The sequence below is a fragment of the Acinetobacter halobius genome, assembly GCF_044130335.1.
GTDB lineage: Bacteria > Pseudomonadota > Gammaproteobacteria > Pseudomonadales > Moraxellaceae > Acinetobacter.
Genome location: NZ_JBIQOD010000007.1, coordinates 75330 through 100162, shown reverse-complemented (window position 1 = coordinate 100162; position 24833 = coordinate 75330). Strand labels below are relative to the sequence as shown.

Sequence of the window (24833 nt, the reverse complement as noted above, 5' to 3'; positions counted from 1 at the left end):
TTAATGCAAGTTTTATTGCTTTAATGAGTTTCACAAGACATGAGGTAGGTGAAAAATGGCAATTGGATACAAACAAAAACCGCAAGGTGTATTAGAAAAACTCTATCGCTTTGTGTCAGAGCAAGGATCGAAGCTCACCCCAAATACCGATGATGTCTTGTTGAAAGATGCGCAAGACGGTTTTCGTAAAGCACAACGTATCGCATATGACTGTGTGACCGAAGTTGGGAAAAAACTGCATCATGGAATGACTGAAATCGAAGCAGCTGATTTGCTCGATCAGTATCTAAAAGCCGCTGGCTGTGACCGTTATATTCATCGACCTTTTGCTTGGTTTGGCGAGCATACTCGTTTTGATCCTTATCAAGGCTATGGTGAATATCATCCTAGTGATAAGCAGTTGAAGCAGGGCGATGTGGTGATTTTAGATGTTTCACCTGTGGTGAATGGTTACACCGCTGACGTCGGCTATACCACGAGCTTAGAACGGCATGAAGAATTAAAGCAGGCACAAGATTTTCTATTGAATTTGCGAACAGATTTGCCTCGTATGTTTGAATCTAGCATGACACCAAAAGAAATTTGGGCGGCAGTTGATCGCAAAATTGCAGATGAAGGCTATGACAATATCCATGCGAAATATCCATTCTGCGTATTAGGGCATCGTGTATTCAAGATAAAAAAACAAGCAGCTAAAGCCAAGCGTATTCAAGTCGGTTCTATGGGCTGGTTTTCAGTTGAAACCAATTTGAAATTTTTAAAAACTGGATTCAATGCTGCTTTATCCCCTGAAAATGTAGGCTCAAAAATAGGCTTATGGGCAATTGAGCCACATATCGGTTGGGCAGGTGCAGGCGCTAAGTTTGAAGAAATTTTAGTGGTCGATCATCAAGGTGCACGTTGGTTAGATAATGATGTACCGCATATGCAATCGAACAATCACGTTGTTAAGCAGATAAAAAAGCAAGCAGATAGGCAAGCGAATAGGCAAATAACGAAAGGAGAGCAATGAGATGACTACGGCTTTAATTACAGGTGCATCGAATGGGATTGGACTAGAAATTGCCAAGCGACTTGCGAAACAAGATATCAATTTGGTTCTGGTGGCACGGAGTGCTGAGAAGCTTAAACAAATAGCTGAAGAACTCACACAGTCTTTTCAAATTAAATGCATTGCTATGCCATTGGATTTAACGCAAACCAATGCTGTTGAAACACTATACCAGTCACTTGAACATACAGAAATTGATTTATTAATCAATAATGCAGGTTGTGGTGATTTCGGATTATTTCATGATGTGGATTGGCAGAAATACCAACAAACCATCAATCTGAACATGACCGTACTGACTGAAATGACACATCGCTTTTTACCGCAGATGATTGCACGTAATCACGGACAAGTTGTCAATATTGCCTCTACCGCAGCATTTCAACCTCTACCGTGGATGGCGGTTTATGCAGCGACTAAGTCTTATGTTCTCAGTCTGAGTGAAGCTTTGGCATATGAGCTAAAAGATAGCCAAATCAAAGTATTAGCAATCTGCCCAGGTGCAACCGATACAGGTTTTGCTTCAGCTGCTGAAGGTGGTCAGTCTAATAATTTTACCGATAGCAATATGTCAACGGTGAGTGATGTCGCTGATTTTGCTGTGCAAAAAATTTTAGAAGGACAAGGTGGTGTGGCAGTGCATGGGTTGAAGAATAAAGTGATGTCGATTCTTGCCCCAATGTCACCCAAAGCTGTCGTACTGCATATGGCAGCTAGTGTTATGAAACCTTTCTGATTTTTTTAATCTTCTTATTCATATTTTTAAATATAGGTGTCGTTATGATTCGCGTGACTCCAATCCAAACAGGTACAGTTTCAATCCGTCCACATCATCATTGTGGTGAAGAAGGTAAAGGGCCAATTCGACGTAAAATTGATATGTTGATGGATAAAGACTGGGTTGAAGATCTGCCAATTTTTACTTATCTGATTGAGCATCCAGAAGGGAATTTTTTAGTTGATAGCGGTGATACTGCTGAAAACTCAGCACAGGACTTTTTACCAAGTTGGCATCCATTTTTTAAACATGGTGTGGTGGTAAAAGTTGCACCAGGTGAAGAGGTAGGAGATCAACTCTGGAAGATGGGTTTAAATCCAAATAAAGATATCAAAGCTTTAGTGTTGACTCACATGCATCACGATCATGCAGGCGGTTTACATCATTTTCCGCATATCCCAATTATTGTGACACGCGAAAATTATGAATTGGCTTCGAGCTTTAAAGGGAGAATCTTTGGTTGTTTACCTCAGTATTTTCCACGTTGGTTCAATCCTCAATTAATTGAATTCAACAATGAGCCATTTGGTCCATTTGCACAAAGTTTTTATCTGACTAAAGATAAAAATGTGATTTGTGTACCTACCCCAGGTCATATGCGCGGACATATGTCGATTATTGTTAAATCACCTGATATGACCTATATCATTGCGGGCGATGCGACCTATGATGAGCGTTTTTTACTTGAAGAATTGGTGGATGGTGTGACTTATAATGTTGACTTGTCAAAACAAACATTAAGAAAGTTCAAAGAGTTGGGACGTGAACAGCCAACGCTTTTACTTCCTGCACATGACTTGAATGTAAGAGAGCGTTTGGAAAAACAACTGATACTTCCATGTGATTCGCTGATTATTTAAATTGAGTGAAATAGCCAACATAAATTTGGCGATGACATAACCTTGAAATAAATGTGTTTATTTCAAGGTTCAGTGATATGAAGTTAACTTTAAGTACTCATGTTCGTGTCTATAGTAAACTGCAGTTTTTATAAGGTATCCCGAGCTACAACTGAATTGACCAGCTTTTGACGTTTGTCTTTATATTTGAAGATAAATCCAACTGCAAAAGCAAAAAAAATCATAATCACTGAATACACTGCAGCAGGGATGGCAATAGTGGTACTGCCGAGTACCGAGATCGCAATAGTTAAAGCGACTGCGCTGTTATGAATACCAATTTCAAAAGCACATGCTCGAGCTTCTGCTTCATTCATCTTAAATATTTTAGGAATAAAATAGCCGATGGTTAAGCTGATCGCACAGAATAGTGCACAGACTAATCCAACATCAGCAAAATAGCTGGCGATATTTGCCTTTTCTTTGAGTAATGCACCAATACAGATGACCACGAGAAACGTCACCGAAAAGTATTTTACGAAACTTTCCATTTTCTTGGCGAAATGTGGTTTTTTTGCACGAATAATCATACCGATAACCAAAGGCAGTAAAATCAGTAGAAAAACTTGGATCAGTTTATCTAGTTGAATTCCGACAGTAGTGTCATCTTGCATAAAATAGGTCAGTGATAAGGTTGCAACTATAGGTAAAGTAAAGGCTGCAATCACCGAATTAAAAGCAGTCAGTGTGATATTCAGTGCAATATCACCTTTGAAGAGATAGCTGAATAAATTGGCAGTACTCCCGCCAGGTGAGGCTGCTAAAATCATCAGACCAACAGCGAGTAGTGGTTTGAGTTGAAAAAGTTTGGCTAGACAAAAGGCAATCGTAATAAGAAGTACCAGCTGGCAAAACAGTGCAATGAGTACATTTTTAGGGTTGTTTTTAACACGTTTAAAGTCTTGTAGCGTGACTTCAAAACCCAAGCCCATCATGATAATAATCAGGGCAATCGGCATACCGATGGTGATAAATGCTGAATCCATAGCAAGCTTCCTTCATAGCGCGTGTTATTCAATTTTGAGTGTCTAAGGGATGGAATCGTTTACAGCGTTGCTGAGCAATTTTTTTAAAATGAATATTTTTTTGCTGTGTTACGATGCTTTTCTTAAACACGTTTGATCACACTTAATATCAAGCAGTCGAGGAAAATACTTTGGTAGAAAAGTGCCAAAAAAATGTACAAACGTGACAATTTTGCTATGATGAATATTGCCTATAGTGATCAATATATAAATGAAAAAATTGAAATAATTATTCTATAGGTCGGAGTTAAAAATGGATTTTGACGACAAGAGCATGTCTGCTCCAATTATTCCTGTACATTTGCCTGCTGCATTTGTGCGTATGACTATGTCACGCGGCTTTTCAGCCACAGCTATCTTAGAACATTCAGGTATACATATTGATGATTTAGAGTCTATTGATACGTATTTCACCTTAAAACAAATTGCAGTCATTGTTCAAAACGCACTCAATTTAACCAATGATCCAGCGATTTCTGTCTCATTTAGTCAGCATATTCGGTTATCACATTTTGGTTCTTTTGGTATCGCACTGATGTCAGCACCGACCTTAAAAGATGCCTTTTTAGTATGTAATCGTTTTAGTACATTGATAGATCCAACAATACATTTCTCGTATGAAATTAAAGACCGAATGGTCTGCATTCGTTTTGGGAAGCAGATTCCACTTGGCTTAACCTATTACTATACGCAAGAAGCACTTTGCCTTTCAATCATTCGGATTTTAGGGGATTTATTAGAACATGAATTGCCACAGCTCAAGATTGAACTCGATTATGAAAAACCTAAATATGCTGAAAAGTTTAGTTTCTTAAATGCTCCAATTAGTTGGAATAAGCAGCACTGTGCCATTTATTTTAATGTCAATGTGCTTGATGAGAAGCTTCCAGGTGCTGACTTTCCTGCCTTTCAAAAGGCTATAAAGATGTGTGAAGCAGAGCAAAATCTATTTAAACAACACGGGGAAAACTGGCTGATTAAATTAAAACTGTTGGTTTTACAAAATTTACAGCAGCCTTTGACAGCTGAAGAAATGGCAGAACGGCTGCATTTATCTAGACGGACTTTCTTTAGAAAGTTAGCTGAGCATGATACGACTTATGATGCATTGGTGTCAGCTTCGCGTGCTGAAGTGGCAAAGGATTATTTACTCCATAAAAAAATCACACTCATCGAGCTGTCCAATCATTTAGGCTATAACGATGTATCGAACTTTACCAAGGCGTTTAAGCGTTGGTTTGGTATGCCACCGAAGCAATGGCAACAGGCTCAGTTACAGCGTTTAAAAGCGACTTAGTTTAAAAAAAGCGATCAAGTGATCGCTTTTTTATAATCATGTTATGGCTATGTTTTATAACAAAGGTTTAAGTTAATTCATCCAGTTTTGATATAAAAGTAGTCCATTTCAATAGACTGACAGTATTTATGTGCTTAAAAACGGTAACCTATTTTTAAGCCATAACCCCATGCATCATTGTCTTTATAAATTGCATCATAATTGTCTGTACCAAAATCAAAACCTGACTGTGCTTTGGCATCTCCAAGCATAAAATATTTTAAACCCAAAGAAATATCATAATGGGGTGCAGGTGCATATTTTGCACCTAGTCCAATACTCCAATATCCCTCAGTTGGACCTAGTGTTGTCACAGGGTTACCCGCGCCACTGTCCCAGCCGAGTGAGACAGAACCTGACCAATGGGTATTAAATTTACGCCCTATACCAATATTGGCTGCGTATTGGTCATCACTATATGCCGCAAGATCAACAGCTTTTCCTGTGAGTTGCGTGGTGAGCTGTGCAAGACGTTCAGGGGAAATTCGAAACTTCGACCATTCCACCCAGCGAAAATTGGCGAAAGCGACTGTATCTTGCATAATGCCAGATTGCAGATCAATATTCACAGACTGCGGTGTGGTGACGGTTGACTCCAATGTTGTTGTACCCAAATTGACATAACCCAGAGCTGGATTGCTCGGATTTAAAATCTGTACAGATTCAGTCATGTCAATGTCATGATCAATTTCAGAACGATAGGTCACCGCAGCCTGTAAGGCAATTTCAGGAATACTGTAAGCAAAACCTGCGAGCCAGCCTACACCATCTGTTTCTGGTGCATTCATGTCATATTTAATCCAGTTATAACCGGCACCTCTTAAACGACTATTGCCTTTGGTGGTTTGCAGTACAGGTCCTGCATAGACGTTGAAGTGTTCATTGGGTTGATAGCCGAGAATCGTACTTAAACTTTGTGTGACTACTTCAGATTCAGACTTTTCAGTGCCTTGGGTGTATGCTGGATAGTCTTTAATAGGGTAGCCTGCGTCTGCACCAAATGGATGGTCATATAAAAAGCCTATAGAAAAATGGTCTGTTAATTGGAATTTTAAAGCTGCACTAGGGAATGCGTAACTATTTGCAATATCACCAGTTTCCATATTGGCTGCTGTCGTTAGCCCCCCTTTACTAAAATCAGGTTTAATTTTTCCAGAAACATTTGGATCGAGTACGGAATAACCTGCTTCAAAATAATTACCTTTTTGTAAGAAGGGTAAAATAGACTGACCCGAACGATCTATTGCTGCGGCATATAGCAGCCCTGTAGATAAGTAAATGATTGAAAATGCAACGATGCGTATTTTCATTTTAAAATCCTTTTGTACTGTTGTTTGAACTGAGCATCTGTGCTCTGTACGTCTATTTTTATTAAATTTAAGGATTGAAAATGGTATAAATGTGCCAATCTTTTGGTGAATTGGTGTCATCTCATCGGCTAGAGCAAATCATTGCTTCTATTTGGAAAAAGCAAAATATGAGAAAAGAGAAACATTAGAAAAACGAGATATTAGAAAAATGAAATAGCATGGACGGATACAACAAAGCCTATGTGTTGAAGACATAGGCTTTATGGTTATTGCATGATTGAGGTGGTGAGCAGTACTACATTAGTTTTCATTTATTTGATAACGTTCGAGTTCTACAGGATCATGTGCACAGAAAAATTCAATCTCATCGCTATGTTGTGCTTTAAGTGTTTTGAGCTTTTCTAAGCTATTGTGTCGTGCTTGGGGTATGGCTTGTACCATCCGCTCAAAAAACTTGAGTCCTGTTGGCATATGGTCAGTTTCATCTAATTGGCTATGGTGGTAATAGGCATCACCACAATGCAATAACCATTTGCCCGAGTCTTGTGGCACGGCTATACCAACATGACCTTTGGTATGCCCAATAAGTGGGATGATAAAGATATTGAGCTTGAGCGTCTCCTCTAATGAAATCGCATCCAGTCCAAACCATTGACTATTGGTTTGCTTATAGACTTGCCAATTGGGTGTAGGCTTAAATTGATTAAACCTAAAGCGTAATTTGTCTTTCCATGTGGGTTGGGTAATTTGCTCAAGTTCAGGCTGATAGACATGGACTTTGGCATGAGGAAAATCGGAAAATCCACCTGCATGATCCAAATCTAAATGGGTTGGAAATAAATCAGTTACATCGGCAGGGTCATAACCAAGTTGCTTGATTTGTTCAAATGCGGTTTCTTGTGGATCGAGTTTCGGTTTAAAACTTTTCTGAAAGGTTTTTCCAAGACGTTGGTCACGATGTTGGATGTCTTGTAAGCCGATCCCTGTATCAACCATCATCAAACGGTTGTCATGTTCGATCAATAGGCAATGACAAACCAATTTACCCGGTTCGGTATATGAGCCTTGGCCATTGATCAGTTTGGCGCATAGTGGACACATTGTCCCACAATTTAAATGATGTATTTTCATGCTTTTCTCATAGCTGGTTTTTTCATGAGCAGGCTTTTTATAGATGATTTTCTCACAGATGGACTTTTCATGTCGTGAATTTAAACCTAAAGGGCCAATATGCTTTTTCAAAACACGCCATATTCAAAGGAAATGACGTGTGATGGAATAATTACAGCGTCAACACAATTTTCCCAAAATGCTGATTTTTCTTCATTTTGTCGAAGGCATCATTAAACTGCTCAAATGGATACACCGCATCAATCGGCATTTTGATTTGACCGTCTGCCAAAGCGGGGATGAGAGCATCTTTCGCTTTCTGGATGACTTCTGCAATTTCATCTGGATTACGTGTACGGAAACTCACACCTTTGTAATTGATCCGACGCATTGAATGCTGATCAAAATCCACTTTACCTGTTTCACCCGCCATACGTCCGACATTGACAATGGTTCCAGCGATTTTTGTAACGGACATGGTGGCGTTAAATAAAGGGCCTGCCAAAAAGTCGATCACCAGATCTGCGCCTTTGCGTTTGGTGAGTTTGAGGACCTGTTTGGCCCAGTCCTCATCTTTGGTATTTACTGTTGCATCAGCACCAAATTCAGCCAGCTTTTCAAGTTTATCGACTGTGGTTGATGTGCCAATCACTTGTTTTGCACCTAAATACTTAGCCACTTGCATTGCTATCAAACCCACAGCCGAGCTTGCACCGACAACAAGTACATGATCATCTGCTTGCAACTGCCCATTGGTCACAATGGCATCATGCGTGGTTTGTAGGGCAACAGGTAAAGTGGTTGCTTGCTCAAAACTCAGATTATCGGGAATGGGATAAATCCATGCTGCATTGGCTAAAGTATATTCAGAAAATGCACCAGGGCCTGCACCCATGACACGGTCACCGACTTGCCATTGTTGAACCGCTTCACCCACTTCAGCGATCTCACCGGACCATTCTACGCCGACAGGAAAGCCGAGTCCGCCGACAAAGCCATGTGTTGCACCTGTTAACATATTCAAATCTGCCCGATTCAGCGCGCAGGCTTTGATTTGAACTAAAACATGATTTGGCATGACTTGAGGTTTTTCTAACTCACCTAAAACTGCGCCGTGTTCACCTGATAATATGGATTTCATCATAGACCTCGAACTATAGAGCTTGGATTTAAAGTTTACGAATCGGTTTGCTGCCGTTCCAGCCGATGGATGCCTTTTTGATATAGTCAAATATCTGTTTTTTACTGCCTGCCAACTCAGAAATTTCTAATGCAGTACCGATGACATGTTCAGTATCAAAATACGCCATCCGACCTTGTGGACCACCAATTTGACCTTCGTGCACAACGCTAAAGCCCTGATCCTGAAGGTGTTGATACATGGCATCATAGTCTTCGGTCCAATATGCAATATGTTGCAAGCCTGCACGACCTGAATTTAAGAAATCCTGATACATCGACGGTACATCATTGGTTTGCTGGATCAACTCGATTTGTACATCGCCTGAATTGGCCAGTGCAACTTTCATTTCAATATCATGCGGTTGACCTTTGTATTTGAAATTGTCCAACATGGCATTTTCCACATAGAACCAAGGGCCAACGCCCAATTTGATCCATTCATCCATGGCTTTTTCGATGTCTTTGACGATGTAACCGTTTTGGCAAACTGGGCCTAAATCTTTACTCATGGGAATTTCCTTTTCTAAATTGGATTGAATCGGGCAAATGTATTTGCCCTTTACAGACTAAATTCGAGTTTTAAGCCAGTTTTGATGCATCAAAATAATCGCTAATTTCTTTCGCCAACATGATGTCACCATCAATTTTGAGTTTGCCACTCATAAAGGCCATTGCACCTGCAATTTTGCCCGTGATCAATTCAATGAACACCTCATCACTGGTGGTTAGTACAACATCGGCATCGGCATTTTCACCTTGTTTAATGTCACAAGTACCATCATTAATTTGAATCACGTAAGGTGCAGAAAGCTGTAGTTGCAGAATGCATTCAACACCATCTGTATTTTCTGGGTTTAATGCAGTTGGCAGTTGATTTAAGATGAAATCATTGATATTCATGGTCTAATCCTTTAATGAATAATGTAAAAGCGTTTAGGTTTGTATTTAGACTCATCTTCAAATGTATGTTCATCGTTTGGATTTAAAGTTGAGTGCTGAGCTGACTATAGGGCACAATGCAAAAAGGGTATTGACGTGAAATGGAATTCATTGACCTGAGATTTTGAAATGATGTCTCAGTCGAGATATGGATATGTGGGAAAATGATGCAAGATATTGATCCTGTACAGAAAAAGTATAGTGTTGCCGTGCACTATATGCGTTTGCTTTTCGACTATTTACAGCGAAAAAATTATCCTGTATCGCAGTTTTTAGCGGAAATTAATCTCGCACCAAATCTGTTTGATCGACCCAATGATCGTGTCGATTTTCAGACGTTCAATCAGGCCTGTCATTTATTACAAGACAAATTTAAACAGCCTAACCTTGGAATTACGCTCGGGCAGTTGGTGACGACAGGACACTTAGGCCCACACGGTTTTGCACTCATGACTTGTGCAAATGCACGTGAAGTCATGCAACAAAATATCCATTATTCTGCGCTCACTATTGATGCGGGCAGCAATATTTTTGAACGGCATGGGAAAGAATATATCCGCTACTGGAAAAGTAATTTGTCAGGTGATCAGCCTTTAGGAAAACTGCAAGATGAATTACATCAAGCTTCTTATGTGACTTTATCTCGTCAGCTGTTTAATCGGCAGGATTTGAGCCCACTTTGGGTCTCTTTTCAGCATGAACAGCCTGAAGATATCAGTGAATATAATGCGCTGTTTCGTTGCCCACTGATTTTTAATGCCAAAGATACAGCAATTGGTTTTCATGAGGACTTTTTAGATTATCCATTACCCAGCTCGAATGAGTCGGTGCATCTGGTCATGAGTGATTTGAGACAACAACTTTTAAAGCAATTGGGTAATCATCTCGAACCCTCTTGGTTAGCAGTCGCACGTAAAGCGATTATTGAATCGTTTCAGCTAGGTGGCTTGACCTTTGAAGAGCTGGCACAGCAGACAGATTTTACCGTGGATGAACTTAAAACAGAGATGCTTCGGCATAATTTGAACTTTAGGTATTTTGTCGATGAAATCCGTCAAAGCCTTGCGATGAGTTATGTAAGAAACCCACAACTCAGTTTAGTGGAGATTGCGTTCTTACTGGGTTTTTCAGAACAAAGTGCTTTTCAGCGTGCCTTTAAACGTTGGACGGGCAAAACCCCAAAAGAATATCGAAGTTTTAATACATAACCTGAGTTCGATATAAAAATCTTGATAAAACATGATACTCGGAAACGTCATCCGCAATTGTTTGAGGCAGGACTATTTCTATAAGGTATTGTTTCTGCGACTGATTAAATATATTACTGGCGGTTGACGAGTTTTGCGGTTGATAATGGTTTTGCCCTTAGGCCATACATGGCTCATCCCGAAAGAAAAGTAGGGCTAGCCGCAGGCTGATCCTAAAGTTGGATAAAAATGCAGCAAGACTTCGTATTATTTTATTGTTTTTCAATAGGTTAAAGATATAGTTGCGTCGAACTCACGTTACATAATGTATTTTAGAATAAAAAAAATCGCTTGAAGCTCAAGGGTCTTCAAACGATATAAAAAGCATAAGCGAGATAAAAAATAAATGATTAAATCACTAATGTCCCAAATTGAAGTGCACCTAAAATTTCCGTTTGCTTAAGTCCAGGGAAAAGCCAATAGGGCGTAGATTCACTGCTACATGCACAACTTGGAAATGCAGGATTAGTTTTTAATGGGCCAGCGATGGTTTTTTCCATGACCATGGAAATATATTGATCATTACTGCCTTCTTGGGTATTTCCGTTCAGAATCACTTCTACACCTGTGCTTTCGGCATAGTCTCGAATCGCTTTGATTTTTGAACTTTTCGGCTCATAAGCATCTAAACTGATGCCATTTTCAGAAGAAACAAAAATCTGCTGATCGACTTTTGCAACCAAAGAATGATTACCTTCGGTATGTCCGGGCGTGTGAACCAAGGCTAAACCTTCACCCAAAGCCAGACTTTTCTTAAATGTAATGACTTTATTTGCATCAATGCCTTCAACGGCATTTGGACAATACCAGTCCGATTGCACAGGAAGTAAGCCTTGAACACAGTTCCATTCTTTTTCATGCACCAGTAATTTTGCATTTGGAAAATAGGCAGGCTTGTCTTTAGTGCCGAGCCATTTGCGAAGTTCTTGGGTGTGCAAATGGTCATAACTAATATAATCCACTTGTTCAGGCTTAATCTTGAGTTTTTCCAGCGTTTGCTCAACAGAGGTGTATTGTGGAGCAAAGACTTTTGAGGCACTTTCGGGTAATGAACCTGCAAGCCGCTCAAAAAATGGCGTTTTACGATTATTCACTACATCAGTAGGTGAGAACAATAAAACTCTCAGTTGCCCATGAAAGTCTTTGTATTGAATCACGAACAAACGGTTGAGCAAATGTAAAAAAGGGAAGGTCAAAGACTTTTGTGCAAACACACCAGTGTAACCATACCAAGTTGGATAGGGTGCTCGAACCAAATCAATACTTTGATAATATTGTACATCTGCCTGCTGCATGAGTTTTTGACGAAACTTTAACGATGCTGTTCTGACATTTTCCAAGCGTTGTTTAGGCGAAGGCGCATTACGAGTACCATCAAAATCCGAAATTTCCTGCATGCCTAAGGGTTTGAATAGATCTGCCATCAATTTTATCCTTTATTTAATATTACAGTGATCTATACGTTGTTAGCGCTTCGCTTTTGTGACTTTGCTTAAGTCTTTCATGTCGTGTAGAAGACCTGATGCTGCTTTGTAGAACTGCAAAATACCTTTGGGGGATTTGAGGTTAAAGCCTTTAAAGAGCTGTTTGATAATGCTTAAAGTATCGAAATAAATACGCTCACACACCAACTCTTCACCTTCAAAAATAAAGAAAGCACACATACGCACACGGAACGAATTTCCTGTAGGAGGTACAGAACCTAAATAACCTTTGTGTGTACCTAATAGCCAAAATTCACAAATCACAGCATCTTCGGTATGACGTAGTGCGATTAACTCGTGATGTTGGTCGGGAAATGCTTTACGTGAGGTCCGATGGTAATTTAGTACATCATCACGACCATCATGTACCGCACCGGTTGCAATCAGTTCATAGTGTGGATGAGGGAAGGTGTGTAACACAGCATCAAAATCCTGTTTGACTTCATCGGCAAAGTGATCTAGTACCAGTTTTTCGCGAAAATCCATTAATTTTTGATCTAACATATTGGCATCCATTCATATGGGCTAAGGTTAGTTTTCAATGTAATGAGATCTGCTCTATTGAGATGGTAGTGGCGTGTCATATTTATGGTGAATAAGTGCCAAATTTTATGAGGTGTTTAAGTGTTGCAAGGATCGAGCTACGCGATATAGGCGAAAGTCATTGTTTTAAAACATAAAGAAAATATGCTTATACAGCATATAAATGACCAACTATAGAAAAGTTAAAAAATATTTGACTTCATTTTAAATTATATTAATAATTGAGTGAGTACTTAATTATTTTATTCTGTTGATATGGCACGTCCTTTAAGTGAAGAAAAACGTCAAGCGATTTTAGATGCAGCGACTAATTTGATTGCAGAGCAAGGTCTCAGCGTATCCACAGCAAAAATTGCGAAGCTAGCCAATGTCTCTGAAGGTACGATTTTTACGTATTTTCAAAATAAAGATGTGCTCATTAATCAGTTGTATCTGAGTCTCAAACAACAGTTACGTTCAGCGCTCATTTTGCCTGAACAGTCTGTTGAGTTACGTGAGCAGGTTCAAGTTGCTTGGCGAGCTTATATTTCTTGGGGATTGTCTAATCCTCATGGACAGCAGGTTTTAGCCACATTAAGCTTATCTTCTATTGTGACAGATACAACCAGAGCGATAGGTAATGATGCTTTCTGTGATATCAGCATTGTTCTTAAAAATGCGATGGCAGAGGGAGCGTTAAGTCATCAGTCTCCTGATTATGTCGGCGCAATCATGGTGACGATGGCGAATACCACGATGGAATTTATGAAACTTGATGTAAACAATGCTGAAGCGTTATTACGCGATGGTTTTGCAGCATTTTGGCGAGTGATTGCATATCAGTAATTTTTTTAGATATTAAATGAGTAATTAATCACTCATTTAATATGAATTTAAAAGGCAATAAATTTATGAAACTTATTATTTTGGGTGCAACAGGCATGGTTGGGAAGAGTGTATTGCGTGAAGCCTTACAGAAAGATGATATCGAAGCCGTTCTGGTGGTTGGGCGGCAAAGCTGTGGCATCGAGCATGCAAAACTAAAAGAGTTGTTGCTAAAAGATTTATTCCAAGTGACTGAAATAGAAAATGAACTTATAGGATACGACGCGTGTATCTGGGCGATCGGGACAAGTTCTGTGGGCAAAAATGAAGCTGAATATGCCAAAGTCACCGAAGAGCTTACTGTATTTTGGGCTGAAAACTTAGTCCGAATCAATCCTCAATTTTCATTTTGCTATTGCTCTGCGGGTGGTGCAGGTGGTCGTGGTATGTGGGCACGAGTACGTCAGCGTGTAGAAAAAAAATTACAAATGATGCCTTTTCAGCATGTAGGCGCTGTACGTCCAGGTTTTATTCGGGCAGGAACAGGAATTTCGAGTAGAACACGAGCATATCAAATTGGTGTGGAATTGATGAAACCTTTGAATCCTATTTTTCCATATCTGGTTCGATATTGCCCGTGGTTATTTACGACGTCGGAGATCTTGGGACAAGCCATGATTGGCATTGTACAAGGTCAAGCAGACCGTTTCATTCTTGAATCAAAAGACATCAACCAACTGGGACAACGTTTACTAAACAGCGCGGTTTAAAGCTTAATTTATATATTTTTATTTGGAGTTTCAAAAATGAAGCAAGATTTAATAGGCAAAATCATATTAGTTACAGGTGCGACTAATGGTATTGGCAAGGCAGCCACCACGGAATTTGCAAAACGTGGTGCATCTGTCACTTTAATTGGACGAGATCAAGAGAAAACAGAACAGATTGTAAATGAGCTTAAAGCTTCGACTGCTAACCCTAACTTGGACTATATTCTTTGCGATTTAACAAAGTTGGCTGACATTCGTCGTGCAGCAGAAGAGTTTAAATCTAGACATGATCGTCTTGATGTATTGGTAAATAATGCAGGGGCGACATTTAAGAAGCCAGTATTGGGTTCAGATGGTTATGAAATTACATTTGCATTAAATCATCTAGCCTATTTTCAAATGACTACGGCATTACTCGATTTAATTAGAAAAACACCCAATGCACGTGTGGTCAGCACTTCAAGTTCTATGCAGGCACGAGGAAAGTTAGACCTTGCCCAAACCCCTTACAACACAGAAGTTTCTGGGCCAAGAGCATATGGAACTTCCAAGCTGGCAAATATTTTATTTACTAAAGAATTACAACGAAAGCTTGAGGGAACTTCGGCCGTTGCCAACTGTTTTGAGCCTGGCATGGTCAATACAAGTTTTGGTGCATTTGGTACAGATCAAGGTTGGTTCATCAATTTAGTTTACACCTTAGCACAGCCGTTTGCAGTTACTCCTGAACAAGGGGCTGATTCTTTGATTTGGCTTGCAACATCTGCTGAGGCAGCATCGTTAAAAGGACAATATATTTCGAAACGAAAAATTGCTAAGCCTGCTAAGCAAGCATTAGATGACCAGCTTGCTACTGATCTATGGACTATGAGTGAAGAACTCTGCGAAAAAGCCAAGTAATTTGAATTAAGAATCAAAGGGAGTCATGGTCATCTGCAATACATTCTTGTCATCGGAGTTCCATTACTCTTCGTTATTGGCATTGCTGTATCTGCAATTTATGTGGATGCTAGATTAAGAACATCATTCGGCCTAAACGCAAATAAGAAAACGGCGATGCTTGCTATCGCCGTCGTGACTATGCTGTTAATCATGATTATTTTAACTGCGACATCTGCAAGTAAAAATATGGGTTATTTTTATGTTGTCGGCGGTTATTTATTTACCTTTTATATTTTTTTATTACTGATGCTTGTATTTTTTCACCTTTTAAAATTAGTTAAATTTCCAAGTAATCAAATAACAGGAATATTGTCGATCGTTTTTGCAATCATCATCACGGTAATTGGTGCGATCAATGCACGTAGTTTTTCAATTACAAGCACTGAAATTAAGCTGAAAAATTTATCCAGCGATTTAAATGTTGTACAGCTTTCAGATGTTCATTTAGGTCATCATCGTGGTGCTGATTATTTAAGTAAAATCGTGCAGGAAACCAATCAGCTCAAGCCAGATTTTATTTTAATTACAGGTGATTTGGTTGATGCTGATGTTGCTTTGTCTGAAGATGAATTTAGACCATTAAACAAACTGCAAGCCCAGGTTTATTATGTTGGAGGCAATCATGAAAATGAAATTGACACCGACAAGACTTTGCAACTCATCCATCAAAATGGGGTGAACATATTACACAATCAAAGTGTAGAGACGCATGGTGTTCAATTGATTGGTTTAAACTATATGAAAGCAGATGACAAAACCATTGATTTACATCCATCAAATCAAAAGCAAAGCATTCAGTCTGTCATGAATCAGCTTGATATTTCACAGCATCAGCCGACTATTTTGATGCATCATAGTCCTGTTGGGATTGAGTATATTGCAGATAAAAAAATTGATTTAATGCTTGCAGGACATACACATGCAGGACAAGTTTTTCCAGCAACTTGGATTGTAAAATATGTTTTTTCATTTAATCAAGGATTATATCGAATCAAGGATACTCAAGTTTTCGTATCACAAGGTGCAGGAGCATTTATGTTACCTATTCGATTAGGGGCTAAAAATGAGATTAACTTTATTCAGTTAAAAGCTGAGTAAATGCCATGAATCAATAAATCTCTAACGATATTAATGGTTAGAGATTTATAAATGAAACTGATTAGATTAACCCAGTCTTTTTGCTAATGAGATAGTCTTTTAAGCCCATTGGTAATTTACGAAGTAAATAATAGTCGCGCAGTTTATTGGTATGGATTTCATATTGATATTCAGGTTTTTCTGCATCTAATATGTCTACGATGGTATCTACCACAGCGATTGCAGGTAATCCAGTTCCAAAAGATTTTTTTGAACTGTCGTAAAAACGTTGCATTGCCTTTCCATAAATTGGATGCGATAAATATTTTTTCACGTCTTGCAATATTTTTTCTGCCATAGGTGTTTGAATTTGTGCAGGCTCGACGACGGAAACCTTGATGCCTAATGGCTGAAATTCTAATTTCATCGCCGTCGATAATGATTCTAGTGCAAATTTACTGGCAGAATAAAACCCTGTAAATGGCAAAGTGCGTAGCCCACTTTGTGAGCTCATATTAATAATTTTAGATGATTCTGAATTGTGAGATAAGAAAGGGAGTAGTGCTTGAGTCATGGCATGTACACCGATCACATTAACACCCAAAATATGTTCAAACTGCTTTTTGCTTAATTCCATTAAAGGTCCATTATAAATCACACCTGCAATATTGATTAAGGCATATAAGGGTTTTTGGTCTAGTAATTCAGACAATGCCTGTTTTACATTTTGTATATCATCTTGATTTAAAATATTCATGATGAATGGGTGGAAATTTTTCGGGATACTTTCTATTGAGTTTTTATACTCCTGTTCATTAAGTACCGTACCATACACGGTATAACCTAATGCAGATAAGGTTTTTGCACATTGAAAGCCAATGCCAGATCCTGCACCTGTAATAAAAACGGCTTTATTTAAATTTTTCATGAGAAACTCCTTTTATCGTCATATTATAATTTACTATCTATTACAGATAAGAGATGGTAGTCAGTGCCATTGAATATTTCAGTTGTGCCCAATTATCTTTGGTGTGAAATTTAAGATTTTGGATGATGGATAAGACTGTTTTATCTATTCGTCAGTGGCTCTAATCCAAGTCTCTGTTCTACCTAAAAGACTAGATCCAATATAGCCCCGCATACTTAAGCGTCTGCCATTTTGAGTGACTTTGGCTTTACCTTTATATATTTTTCCATTTGTCACATCTAAGGCATAACCCTGAATATATTCGCCATATTTTGTTGAGGGCTTTAAATTCCAAATCACTTTACTGCCTAGCAATGGTTTATTTTTAAAAGGTTCAGGGCATTTAGAACAAACTGAATTTTGACCTAAATTTTCATCTAATATCTTAATGTTTGTACCTGAAATGGTGCGATCTGATTCTTCTTTAAATTCTACGATTGCCTTTAATTTTCCTGTTCCTGACTCAAGCACCAACCATTTTCCAATAATAGGTTGCTCGGCAAATAGTGATGTAGAAAATAAAAAAATACAGGAAATGAGCATTTTAATGGACAAGTTGGAATTCATATTCATTCCTTGAATAATATAAAAAAATAGAATTGATTGGTTGTTTTTTAAATTGATAACAGTCGTTAAAATTATTTTTAACGCTAATATATGCCTCTATCAATGTTGCCAAATCTTTATTTGGCCTACCTTTAATGGGTTAATTTAGTTTTTTTTGTGATTTGTTAATGGTGAATGAGTGCCATTTTATATTGCATCTGTGCCAAAAAAGCATTATTTCAGTATTCTGATATTGTCTATTTTTAATACTTGAATATCATTTCCTAATCATTTTAGGAGATAAAAATGAGTTCAAAAATTAAATTAAGGATTTTACATAGCGGTTCAACGATTGTGGATGGTTCTACTATTTTTGCCCCTGAAAAAATGCCGAAGTTTCCCAAATTGGCAATGTTGGGCATTATGCGAACGGATCGCGATAAACTTGAAATTCCTGTAACAGCCTATTTAATCGAACATCCGAAAGGAAAAATTCTGATTGATACTGGGTTTCATAAAGATGTTCGACTGCATCCAGTCAAGAATTTAACTCTGATTCATTATTTAGTGAATAAACCATTACAAAGTCGTGGGCAAGCAGTTGATGAAATGTTGGCAGAACTTGGGATTCAGCCTGAAAACCTTGACTACGTTATACTCACACATTTACATACTGACCACGCAGGGGGCGTTAAACAATTCAAGCATGCAAAAAAGATTTTGGTGAATGATCGAGAGTTGGCTTATGCACAGAAAAATAAACTCGAATTTGTGGCAAGTCTATGGGAAGGAGTTCCCTTAGAAACATTTAAATTTGATCGCTCAGATATCGGTCCTGCCAATGAATCTTATGATTTATTTGGAGATGGAACGATTCAGTTGGTTTACCTGCCCGGTCATACCCCTGGATTGACAGGTATACTCATTCAAAACAATGGCAAGTGCTTATTGTTAACCTCAGATTGCGGTTATGCCAGAAAATCTTGGGAGCAAATGATCTTGCCTGGGGTGATGGCTGATCGTGAAAATACCATCAAATCTCTCAAATGGATTCAACAATTATCTCAACAAAAGGATTGTATAGACTGTCTAGCAACTCATGAAATGGAGTTAGACGCGATGATACTTGAGATTTAGAGAGAATATATTTGATTTAAAGCCTTAAACAATATGGATTTTTAGTATGTACTTTAAATTAAATTTCAGTAAAGAGTCATAAGAAAATATACGAATAAATAAAATATAAAGGTGTTCTAATGATAATAGGATCATTAAAGCGAGAGCACCTTTAAGTGCTCTACTTTAGGATTTAGTTACAATACGATATTATTTTTGCGTTGATTGGAATATCTACTGTAGAAAAATATTGAGAGACCAATGATATATAAACACATTGAAAGTAAGAGCAAAGAAATCCCAGCAGCATAAAGTAGCCATGCTGCATAAATTACAGCGACTATTGCGATCAAGATATGTTTAGTTCGCCTATTTCTGCATGACTCTTTCAAATAAAAAGCTGAGACTAAAAAGTAGGGAAGTAAAATCATCACAGAAGAAATTAGTAATAACTGCGTATAGTTTTTATTGAAAAAATAAACAGAAATTAGTGCAATTTGTACAACTATTGATGTTAACCATAATGATGCAATTGGTACATTATTTTGATTCGTTTTTAAAAAGACCTGTGGGAATGCTTTATTTTTTGCTGCGAGAAAGGGAATTTCTGTGGCAAAAAGTGTCCAACTTAGATAAGACGAACTGACTGAAATTATCAATCCTAAGGTGATAATAATAGTCCCGGGCAGCCCAATCAATTGCTCTAAAATAGTGGCCATTGATGGGTTATGCATATTGGCTATGTCCGCACGATTTGCCACACCATAGGACAATACCGTAACCAATACATAGAAACTTAATGCGAGTAATACTCCAAATACAGTAGCACGACCAATGTCATTTCTATTTTTGGCGCGAGAAGATAAAACAACAGCACCTTCAATACCTGTAAAAACCCACAATGTAATTAGCATCAGATTTCTGACTTGTTCCCATACGGGCATCTGTAAAGAAAAATCAAAATAATTGGATGTGAATAAATCTAGCTTAAATGCAATATATGTGAAGACGATGAATATTAAAATAGGAACTGTTTTAGCGATGGTTGCAATTAAATTGACTACGGAAGCTTCTTTAATTCCTCTGCTAACTAACCAATGAACTAACCATACAAATATTGAAGAACCAATAAGTGCATAGATCGTGTTACCTTCACCAAAATAGACATGTTGGGGGCTGTCGGTAAACATACCTACGCCAGAGAATGCAATAACAACATAGCCAACAATGCCAATAGTCGTACACAACCAATAGCCCCATGCGGAGCAAAAACCGATGAGCTCACCGAAACCCTCACGTGCATAATTATAAATTCCGCCATCTAAATCTGGTCGTTGCCGAGTTAGATAGAGCAGTGCAAATGCAAGAAACAGGATTCCAATGCCCGTAATGAGCCAAGCAATAATTAAAGCTTGTCCATTGGCAACTAATGCCATATTTTGAGGCAAACTAAACACGCCAGAACCAACCATTGAGCTAAAAACAAGGGCTGTTAAGGACAGTAAGCCAATTTTAGATGTCGACATGAAAATTATTTACTATTTAAAAAATTTTGAAAGTTCTGCAATATGTTCTGGACCGATACCACAACAGCCACCCAATAGCGTTGCTCCAGCTTCTTGCCACTCCTGAGCAAATTTTAAATACAATGCTGGATTTAAATCGGCACGAACTTCATCTAAACCATCATTTGCAGTTGCTTCACTATTTTGTGGAGGAAAAGCATTCGCATAAGCACCAATTTCGACACCATTTGGTAATAAGGGTTTAATCGCAACGATTGCTTGGAGAATGACTTCAGGCTGGCAACAGTTAAAAAGTACAGCTTTGGCTCCTAGGCGTGTAATCGTGTCAGCAGCTTGTTGAATACTTTCACCTGATCTTAATCGTGGTTGTTCAAGTTGAACTTCGTCTTGTAAGGTAAATGAAACCCAGAAATCACGTTGATCTTTAGGTAATAAAGCGTGAACAGTTTCAACTTCTTTTAAGCAAGATTGTGTTTCAGCTAACCAGAAATCCACATGCGGCGCTAGCGTTTCTATGATGGGTTTTGCAAGTTTTTCTGCTTCATTTTCCTGAAATAAATCAGCACGATATGAACCAAATAAAGGAGGGAGACATCCTGCAATTAAAACCTTTTTTCTGCTTTCTTCAACAGCCGTTTTGGCCTGCATAACAGCAATATTGACCAAATCTTTTACTTCAGCATCAAAGCGTTCTTGACCAATATGAAATGGAACGACAGCATAATTGTTTGTTGTAATGACTTCCGCACCAGCGCGGATAAAATCTAAATGAACCTCTTTAACAATTTCAGGTGCTTCAGTTAAAGCAAGTGCTGACCATTCAGGTTGTCTAAAGGGAGCACCTCTGCGAGCAAGTTCACGTCCAAAGCCGCCATCTAAAATTTTCATATCTTTAGTTTATCATTTAAAAGAGACAGCCATTATAGTTAACTCAGAAAGGGGATTATGGATTTAAAAGTAAATAAATTATATTTTTTTTGATTATAGTAAATTAAATTTTTTTATATATTTAAAATGTTTATAAATTAGATTCTGCATATTTTTAATTGCTTAAAAACCAATCACCAACTTATAAGGAGCCTCATTCTAAAAATAATTCTTTTCGGAGCTATAGTCCACGGTTGAACATGATTGATGTAATTATATTTTACATTAAATCAATACATTGTCATTTTATATCTTAGATAGATGTCAAAAAGGCAACAATTAAGATTAAACAAGAGCAATCGTTCAAAAATGACATATGGATGGTTATTCATACTAGATATTGGTGGGCTGTATAAAAAAAGTACGATTATTTAATAAAATTGCGTCTTTTTTTTAGCTGGATCGTCTTATAAAGCTTAGAACATATTTTAAATTAGCGAAGTTTAATTTTTATTAAGCGCTGGATGACCCGACCAATGCCACAGTTTTTATATTGGAATTCCATTAAACCATTTGCTTTGACTGCTACAGTGCTAGCTGTTACAAGTTTGATGAACACACAAATTTATGCGGTGAGTGAAAATACAGCCAGTTATTATGAAGTTCAAACAGGTTCACTGACTCAAGCACTCAATAATGTTGCACAACAAGCCAATATCTCGGTGTTATTTGATCCTGCTAGAACCAATCTGTATCAAGTAAAAACCATTCAGGGAAAATATACTTTAGATCAACTTTTTGCACGTTTAATTCAAAATACACCATTCAAATTACAAAAATCAGTATCAGGCTACATATTGATTGAGATGCCTGATACGAAAAATTTGGCTGGAGTAGAATCTAAAAAAACAGATTCAAATCAATCTGTTTTATCAAATATGGCTATGGATAATCAGATTTATCAAATGCCTGCTATCGTATTAGAAGCGGAAAAAGAAGATACAGTTAAATTTGGACAAAGTGTACTGAATCAAAAAGCAATTGACCGATACCAAGCCAATAATGTCGCACAATTATTAGATAATATGCCAAGTGTTGGTTCGGCTGGATCACCACGACCAGGTGGGCAGAAGATCAATATTCTAGGGCGAGGTGGGGTTGCAGATGTGCCCATTACTCTCGATGACTCTGTTAAGAGTTTTGACAAATACCGACAGGGCTCAGTTTTTATTGAGCCTGAAATTTTAAAGAAAATAACAGTAGACAAAGGACCTCACAATGTTGAGGTTGGAAATGGTGGTTTTGGTGGCAAGGTGACATTGGAAACAAAAGATCCCAGTGATTTGCTCGGTGCAAATAAAAATGCAGGTGCTTTTGTAAAATATTCACGTTTTTCCAATAATAGCCAGAACACGTATACTGGCGCAGTTTACGGCAAAATGAAGAATGGTTTGGTTGATGGTTTGTTTTACTATACAAACCGAGACAGTGGTGATGTAAAACGTCCAGATGGCAGCAAATTCTTATATTCTGCACAAGAGCAGGACACCTACTTAGCGAAACTCAACTTTTATCCAGCCGATGGACATAAAATTTCATTAAATGCCATGCGTAGCGGTCATGAAGGGTGGGAACCATTTGCGGCTATGCGTGACCAAGATGCAGTGCCGAGCCAAGCAGATATTGATAAATATGGTTATGATGAAGCATGGAAGCGTCGTTTAGTTTATCGAGACCAAAAGGATACCAGTTACTCAGCTGCGTACGAATTCAATCCAGAATTTAATCCCTTTATTAACTTTAAAGCAGTTGCTTCATACTCAAAAACTTTTCAGCATGATCAACGACTACCAAGCGTGAATGGCTCCGCTGCACTATTAGGTAATGAAAGTTGGGTCAACTATACAAATACAGCATTAAAAGTAAGTAATATCAGTGATGTAAAATCAAAATATGGTGACCACAAATTAAAAATCGGTGCGCAATACCAGAAAATGGAACAAAATTCTTTGATTTTTGATAAGAGTAATGCGTCTAAACCTGATTACAATTTTGGCTATTATGAACCCAATTATATGCCTGCTGGTGATCAACAGATGCTGAGTGCTTTTGTTGAGGACCAATATCAATTTAATAATATTATTATTACACCATCCTTGCGCTATGATCATATCGTAAATAATGGGAAACCAAACCGCGCATCAAGATATAACAATCCTCTTGCGGGACATGATTACTCAAGTAAAACCTATACAGGCTGGTCTCCTCGTTTGGCAATGTCTTGGGCTCAAACAGATCAACTTACTTGGTTTGCAAATGTCAGCAAAACATGGCGTGCGCCTCGGGTGGATGAGCAATATTATGTGCAGTCGGCAGCTACAAGCGTTCCCTCCACCAGCCTTTATTTACGCCCAGAAAAAATGCTTGCAGTACGTATTGGTAATGAAATGAATTTTGATGATCTGTTGAGTAACGATGACCATCTACAAGTTCGTTTAACCTATCACCACAACCGTGGATCAGATGAAATATATCGAAACCGCTCAACTTTTTGTCAAGCCCAAGCTGAAAACCAAGCCAATACTGGTTCTGGAAGCATAAGTGATTGTAATGGCAATTATCATCACGGCTTCTACCGAAATGTTACAGATTACACGATTCAAGCCTATGAAGCCGAATTGTTCTATAATCAACCGACTTGGTTTGCAGGGTTTACTTATTCATATATTCGAGGAGAACGTGATAACTCTCCAGTAAATCCATGGTTTGATGAAAAAACATGGATGACAGACATCCCGCCTAAAAAAGCAACCGCAACTTTGGGGGTAAATGTTCCAGAACATCATTTAACCATGGGGTGGAGGGGCATTTTCGTTGATGCACAGGACAGAAGCTTATCTGATAATGATAAGTCGATTGCAGCATCGTCTTTCTCTTTGCCCAAAACAAAAGGGTACTCACTGCATAGTGTATATGCAGATTGGCAGCCCCTTGGTGAGAAAGGGCCTGTATTAAATTTCTCGATAGATAATTTATTTAATCGTGATTACAAAATGTATCTTGGTGAATACATGACAGGTACAGGACGGGATTATAAGTTAAGTATTTCTCAGAAGTTCTGATTGATATCAACAGTATAGAAACCAACTGAACTCTTTTATATTTCTTCAATAGCCTTCAAAAGAAGGCTATTTTTAAGATAGATGCATGCGTATTGCATATTCTTGCATGTATCTTTTGGGGTAGCTATTTATGTAAATAAAGCGAATGACAAAACATAGTGATGGTATCTATACAATCCGATCCTTTTCCAG

23 protein-coding genes are annotated in these 24833 nt (G+C 38.2%); 11 read left to right on the top strand and 12 right to left on the bottom strand.

The annotated features are described in order from the left end of the window. The first annotated feature begins 55 nt into the window (after positions 1-55). Genes ACE01U_RS08300 through ACE01U_RS08290 form a run of 3 tightly spaced genes read left to right on the top strand, consistent with a single transcriptional unit; the run spans position 56 to position 2689 of the window. The gene (locus ACE01U_RS08300; RefSeq protein ID WP_395579174.1) at positions 56-1012 is read left to right on the top strand and encodes a M24 family metallopeptidase; all 957 of its coding nucleotides are present in this window, start codon (positions 56-58) and stop codon (positions 1010-1012) included. A 1-nt stretch (position 1013) separates the two neighbouring features. Then, complete coding sequence (locus ACE01U_RS08295; RefSeq protein WP_110975065.1) at positions 1014-1787, top strand: SDR family NAD(P)-dependent oxidoreductase; 774 nt, start codon at positions 1014-1016, stop codon at positions 1785-1787. A gap of 44 nt (positions 1788-1831) precedes the next feature. Beyond that, the gene (locus ACE01U_RS08290) at positions 1832-2689 is read left to right on the top strand and encodes an N-acyl homoserine lactonase family protein (protein ID WP_110975064.1); all 858 of its coding nucleotides are present in this window, start codon (positions 1832-1834) and stop codon (positions 2687-2689) included. A gap of 128 nt (positions 2690-2817) precedes the next feature. Here the strand turns inward: ACE01U_RS08290 and ACE01U_RS08285 are convergent, their stop codons facing one another. Further along, positions 2818-3714: a bile acid:sodium symporter family protein gene (locus ACE01U_RS08285; protein ID WP_086210500.1), complete on the bottom strand. Its 897-nt coding sequence runs from the start codon at positions 3712-3714 to the stop codon at positions 2818-2820. 292 nt (positions 3715-4006) lie between these two features. Here ACE01U_RS08285 and ACE01U_RS08280 point away from each other — a divergent pair, with 292 nt between their 5' ends. Continuing rightward, positions 4007-5050: an AraC family transcriptional regulator gene (locus ACE01U_RS08280; RefSeq protein ID WP_395579173.1), complete on the top strand. Its 1044-nt coding sequence runs from the start codon at positions 4007-4009 to the stop codon at positions 5048-5050. A gap of 134 nt (positions 5051-5184) precedes the next feature. Here ACE01U_RS08280 and ACE01U_RS08275 read toward each other — a convergent pair whose 3' ends face one another. The 5 genes from ACE01U_RS08275 to ACE01U_RS08255 all read right to left on the bottom strand — a co-directional run bounded on the left by ACE01U_RS08275 (position 5185) and on the right by ACE01U_RS08255 (position 9591). After that, on the bottom strand, positions 5185-6399 hold the full coding sequence (locus tag ACE01U_RS08275; RefSeq protein WP_395579172.1) for an OmpP1/FadL family transporter: 1215 nt from the start codon (positions 6397-6399) through the stop codon (positions 5185-5187). A 300-nt stretch (positions 6400-6699) separates the two neighbouring features. Then, positions 6700-7530 (bottom strand): MBL fold metallo-hydrolase, encoded by an 831-nt coding sequence (locus tag ACE01U_RS08270; RefSeq protein ID WP_395579171.1) that lies wholly within the window; start codon positions 7528-7530, stop codon positions 6700-6702. A 151-nt stretch (positions 7531-7681) separates the two neighbouring features. Then, complete coding sequence (locus ACE01U_RS08265) at positions 7682-8650, bottom strand: quinone oxidoreductase family protein (RefSeq protein ID WP_395579170.1); 969 nt, start codon at positions 8648-8650, stop codon at positions 7682-7684. Positions 8651-8678: 28 nt separating this feature from the next. Beyond that, complete coding sequence (locus tag ACE01U_RS08260) at positions 8679-9200, bottom strand: VOC family protein (protein ID WP_395579169.1); 522 nt, start codon at positions 9198-9200, stop codon at positions 8679-8681. 70 nt (positions 9201-9270) lie between these two features. Continuing rightward, positions 9271-9591: an SCP2 sterol-binding domain-containing protein gene (locus ACE01U_RS08255; protein WP_395579168.1), complete on the bottom strand. Its 321-nt coding sequence runs from the start codon at positions 9589-9591 to the stop codon at positions 9271-9273. Positions 9592-9794: 203 nt separating this feature from the next. On the opposite strand from ACE01U_RS08255, the gene ACE01U_RS08250 reads away from it, so the two are divergent. Beyond that, complete coding sequence (locus ACE01U_RS08250) at positions 9795-10838, top strand: AraC family transcriptional regulator (RefSeq protein WP_395579167.1); 1044 nt, start codon at positions 9795-9797, stop codon at positions 10836-10838. A 389-nt stretch (positions 10839-11227) separates the two neighbouring features. Here the strand turns inward: ACE01U_RS08250 and ACE01U_RS08245 are convergent, their stop codons facing one another. Then, positions 11228-12301 (bottom strand): MBL fold metallo-hydrolase, encoded by a 1074-nt coding sequence (locus tag ACE01U_RS08245; protein WP_395579166.1) that lies wholly within the window; start codon positions 12299-12301, stop codon positions 11228-11230. Between the two features lie 42 nt (positions 12302-12343). After that, the gene (locus ACE01U_RS08240; protein ID WP_151706980.1) at positions 12344-12865 is read right to left on the bottom strand and encodes an ester cyclase; all 522 of its coding nucleotides are present in this window, start codon (positions 12863-12865) and stop codon (positions 12344-12346) included. A gap of 294 nt (positions 12866-13159) precedes the next feature. Here ACE01U_RS08240 and ACE01U_RS08235 point away from each other — a divergent pair, with 294 nt between their 5' ends. The 4 genes from ACE01U_RS08235 (at position 13160) to ACE01U_RS08220 (ending at position 16518) form a co-directional block, all read left to right on the top strand. Beyond that, complete coding sequence (locus tag ACE01U_RS08235; protein WP_395579165.1) at positions 13160-13729, top strand: TetR/AcrR family transcriptional regulator; 570 nt, start codon at positions 13160-13162, stop codon at positions 13727-13729. 65 nt (positions 13730-13794) lie between these two features. Continuing rightward, positions 13795-14478, top strand: a complete 684-nt coding sequence (locus ACE01U_RS08230; protein ID WP_395579164.1) for an NAD-dependent epimerase/dehydratase family protein — start codon at positions 13795-13797, stop codon at positions 14476-14478. A gap of 36 nt (positions 14479-14514) precedes the next feature. Beyond that, positions 14515-15378 carry an SDR family oxidoreductase gene (locus ACE01U_RS08225; RefSeq protein ID WP_395579163.1) on the top strand — a complete coding sequence of 288 codons (864 nt, stop codon included), beginning with the start codon at positions 14515-14517 and terminating at the stop codon, positions 15376-15378. A gap of 156 nt (positions 15379-15534) precedes the next feature. After that, positions 15535-16518 carry a metallophosphoesterase gene (locus tag ACE01U_RS08220; protein WP_395579162.1) on the top strand — a complete coding sequence of 328 codons (984 nt, stop codon included), beginning with the start codon at positions 15535-15537 and terminating at the stop codon, positions 16516-16518. A 61-nt stretch (positions 16519-16579) separates the two neighbouring features. On the opposite strand, the gene ACE01U_RS08215 is transcribed toward ACE01U_RS08220, so the two are convergent. Next, entirely contained in the window at positions 16580-17425 is an 846-nt protein-coding gene (locus tag ACE01U_RS08215; protein ID WP_395579161.1) for an SDR family NAD(P)-dependent oxidoreductase, read from the bottom strand. Positions 17426-17569: 144 nt separating this feature from the next. After that, a complete protein-coding gene (locus tag ACE01U_RS08210) occupies positions 17570-18031 on the bottom strand; it encodes a DUF2147 domain-containing protein (protein ID WP_162900283.1) in 462 nt (153 codons plus the stop codon). Between the two features lie 285 nt (positions 18032-18316). Between ACE01U_RS08210 and ACE01U_RS08205 the strand changes: the two genes are divergently transcribed. Then, positions 18317-19147 carry an N-acyl homoserine lactonase family protein gene (locus ACE01U_RS08205; protein ID WP_086210515.1) on the top strand — a complete coding sequence of 277 codons (831 nt, stop codon included), beginning with the start codon at positions 18317-18319 and terminating at the stop codon, positions 19145-19147. Between the two features lie 176 nt (positions 19148-19323). Here the strand turns inward: ACE01U_RS08205 and ACE01U_RS08200 are convergent, their stop codons facing one another. Next, entirely contained in the window at positions 19324-20652 is a 1329-nt protein-coding gene (locus ACE01U_RS08200) for a basic amino acid/polyamine antiporter (protein ID WP_395579160.1), read from the bottom strand. A 12-nt stretch (positions 20653-20664) separates the two neighbouring features. After that, positions 20665-21540 carry a homocysteine S-methyltransferase family protein gene (locus ACE01U_RS08195; RefSeq protein ID WP_110975047.1) on the bottom strand — a complete coding sequence of 292 codons (876 nt, stop codon included), beginning with the start codon at positions 21538-21540 and terminating at the stop codon, positions 20665-20667. A gap of 515 nt (positions 21541-22055) precedes the next feature. Here ACE01U_RS08195 and ACE01U_RS08190 point away from each other — a divergent pair. Next, entirely contained in the window at positions 22056-24641 is a 2586-nt protein-coding gene (locus ACE01U_RS08190) for a TonB-dependent hemoglobin/transferrin/lactoferrin family receptor (RefSeq protein WP_395579159.1), read from the top strand. The last annotated feature ends 192 nt before the right edge of the window (positions 24642-24833 follow it).

Excerpts from the sequence above, each read along its gene's own strand:
- ACE01U_RS08300 (WP_395579174.1), top strand. The coding sequence starts at position 56 with ATGGCAATTGGATACAAACAAAAACCGCAAGGTGTATTAGAAAAACTC.
- ACE01U_RS08295 (WP_110975065.1), top strand. The coding sequence starts at position 1,014 with ATGACTACGGCTTTAATTACAGGTGCATCGAATGGGATTGGACTAGAA.
- ACE01U_RS08290 (WP_110975064.1), top strand. The coding sequence starts at position 1,832 with ATGATTCGCGTGACTCCAATCCAAACAGGTACAGTTTCAATCCGTCCA.
- ACE01U_RS08285 (WP_086210500.1), bottom strand. The coding sequence starts at position 3,714 with ATGGATTCAGCATTTATCACCATCGGTATGCCGATTGCCCTGATTATT.
- ACE01U_RS08280 (WP_395579173.1), top strand. The coding sequence starts at position 4,007 with ATGGATTTTGACGACAAGAGCATGTCTGCTCCAATTATTCCTGTACAT.
- ACE01U_RS08275 (WP_395579172.1), bottom strand. The coding sequence starts at position 6,399 with ATGAAAATACGCATCGTTGCATTTTCAATCATTTACTTATCTACAGGG.
- ACE01U_RS08270 (WP_395579171.1), bottom strand. The coding sequence starts at position 7,530 with ATGAAAATACATCATTTAAATTGTGGGACAATGTGTCCACTATGCGCC.
- ACE01U_RS08265 (WP_395579170.1), bottom strand. The coding sequence starts at position 8,650 with ATGAAATCCATATTATCAGGTGAACACGGCGCAGTTTTAGGTGAGTTA.
- ACE01U_RS08260 (WP_395579169.1), bottom strand. The coding sequence starts at position 9,200 with ATGAGTAAAGATTTAGGCCCAGTTTGCCAAAACGGTTACATCGTCAAA.
- ACE01U_RS08255 (WP_395579168.1), bottom strand. The coding sequence starts at position 9,591 with ATGAATATCAATGATTTCATCTTAAATCAACTGCCAACTGCATTAAAC.
- ACE01U_RS08250 (WP_395579167.1), top strand. The coding sequence starts at position 9,795 with ATGATGCAAGATATTGATCCTGTACAGAAAAAGTATAGTGTTGCCGTG.
- ACE01U_RS08245 (WP_395579166.1), bottom strand. The coding sequence starts at position 12,301 with ATGGCAGATCTATTCAAACCCTTAGGCATGCAGGAAATTTCGGATTTT.
- ACE01U_RS08240 (WP_151706980.1), bottom strand. The coding sequence starts at position 12,865 with ATGTTAGATCAAAAATTAATGGATTTTCGCGAAAAACTGGTACTAGAT.
- ACE01U_RS08235 (WP_395579165.1), top strand. The coding sequence starts at position 13,160 with ATGGCACGTCCTTTAAGTGAAGAAAAACGTCAAGCGATTTTAGATGCA.
- ACE01U_RS08230 (WP_395579164.1), top strand. The coding sequence starts at position 13,795 with ATGAAACTTATTATTTTGGGTGCAACAGGCATGGTTGGGAAGAGTGTA.
- ACE01U_RS08225 (WP_395579163.1), top strand. The coding sequence starts at position 14,515 with ATGAAGCAAGATTTAATAGGCAAAATCATATTAGTTACAGGTGCGACT.
- ACE01U_RS08220 (WP_395579162.1), top strand. The coding sequence starts at position 15,535 with ATGCTTGCTATCGCCGTCGTGACTATGCTGTTAATCATGATTATTTTA.
- ACE01U_RS08215 (WP_395579161.1), bottom strand. The coding sequence starts at position 17,425 with ATGAAAAATTTAAATAAAGCCGTTTTTATTACAGGTGCAGGATCTGGC.
- ACE01U_RS08210 (WP_162900283.1), bottom strand. The coding sequence starts at position 18,031 with ATGAATTCCAACTTGTCCATTAAAATGCTCATTTCCTGTATTTTTTTA.
- ACE01U_RS08205 (WP_086210515.1), top strand. The coding sequence starts at position 18,317 with ATGAGTTCAAAAATTAAATTAAGGATTTTACATAGCGGTTCAACGATT.
- ACE01U_RS08200 (WP_395579160.1), bottom strand. The coding sequence starts at position 20,652 with ATGTCGACATCTAAAATTGGCTTACTGTCCTTAACAGCCCTTGTTTTT.
- ACE01U_RS08195 (WP_110975047.1), bottom strand. The coding sequence starts at position 21,540 with ATGAAAATTTTAGATGGCGGCTTTGGACGTGAACTTGCTCGCAGAGGT.
- ACE01U_RS08190 (WP_395579159.1), top strand. The coding sequence starts at position 22,056 with ATGCCACAGTTTTTATATTGGAATTCCATTAAACCATTTGCTTTGACT.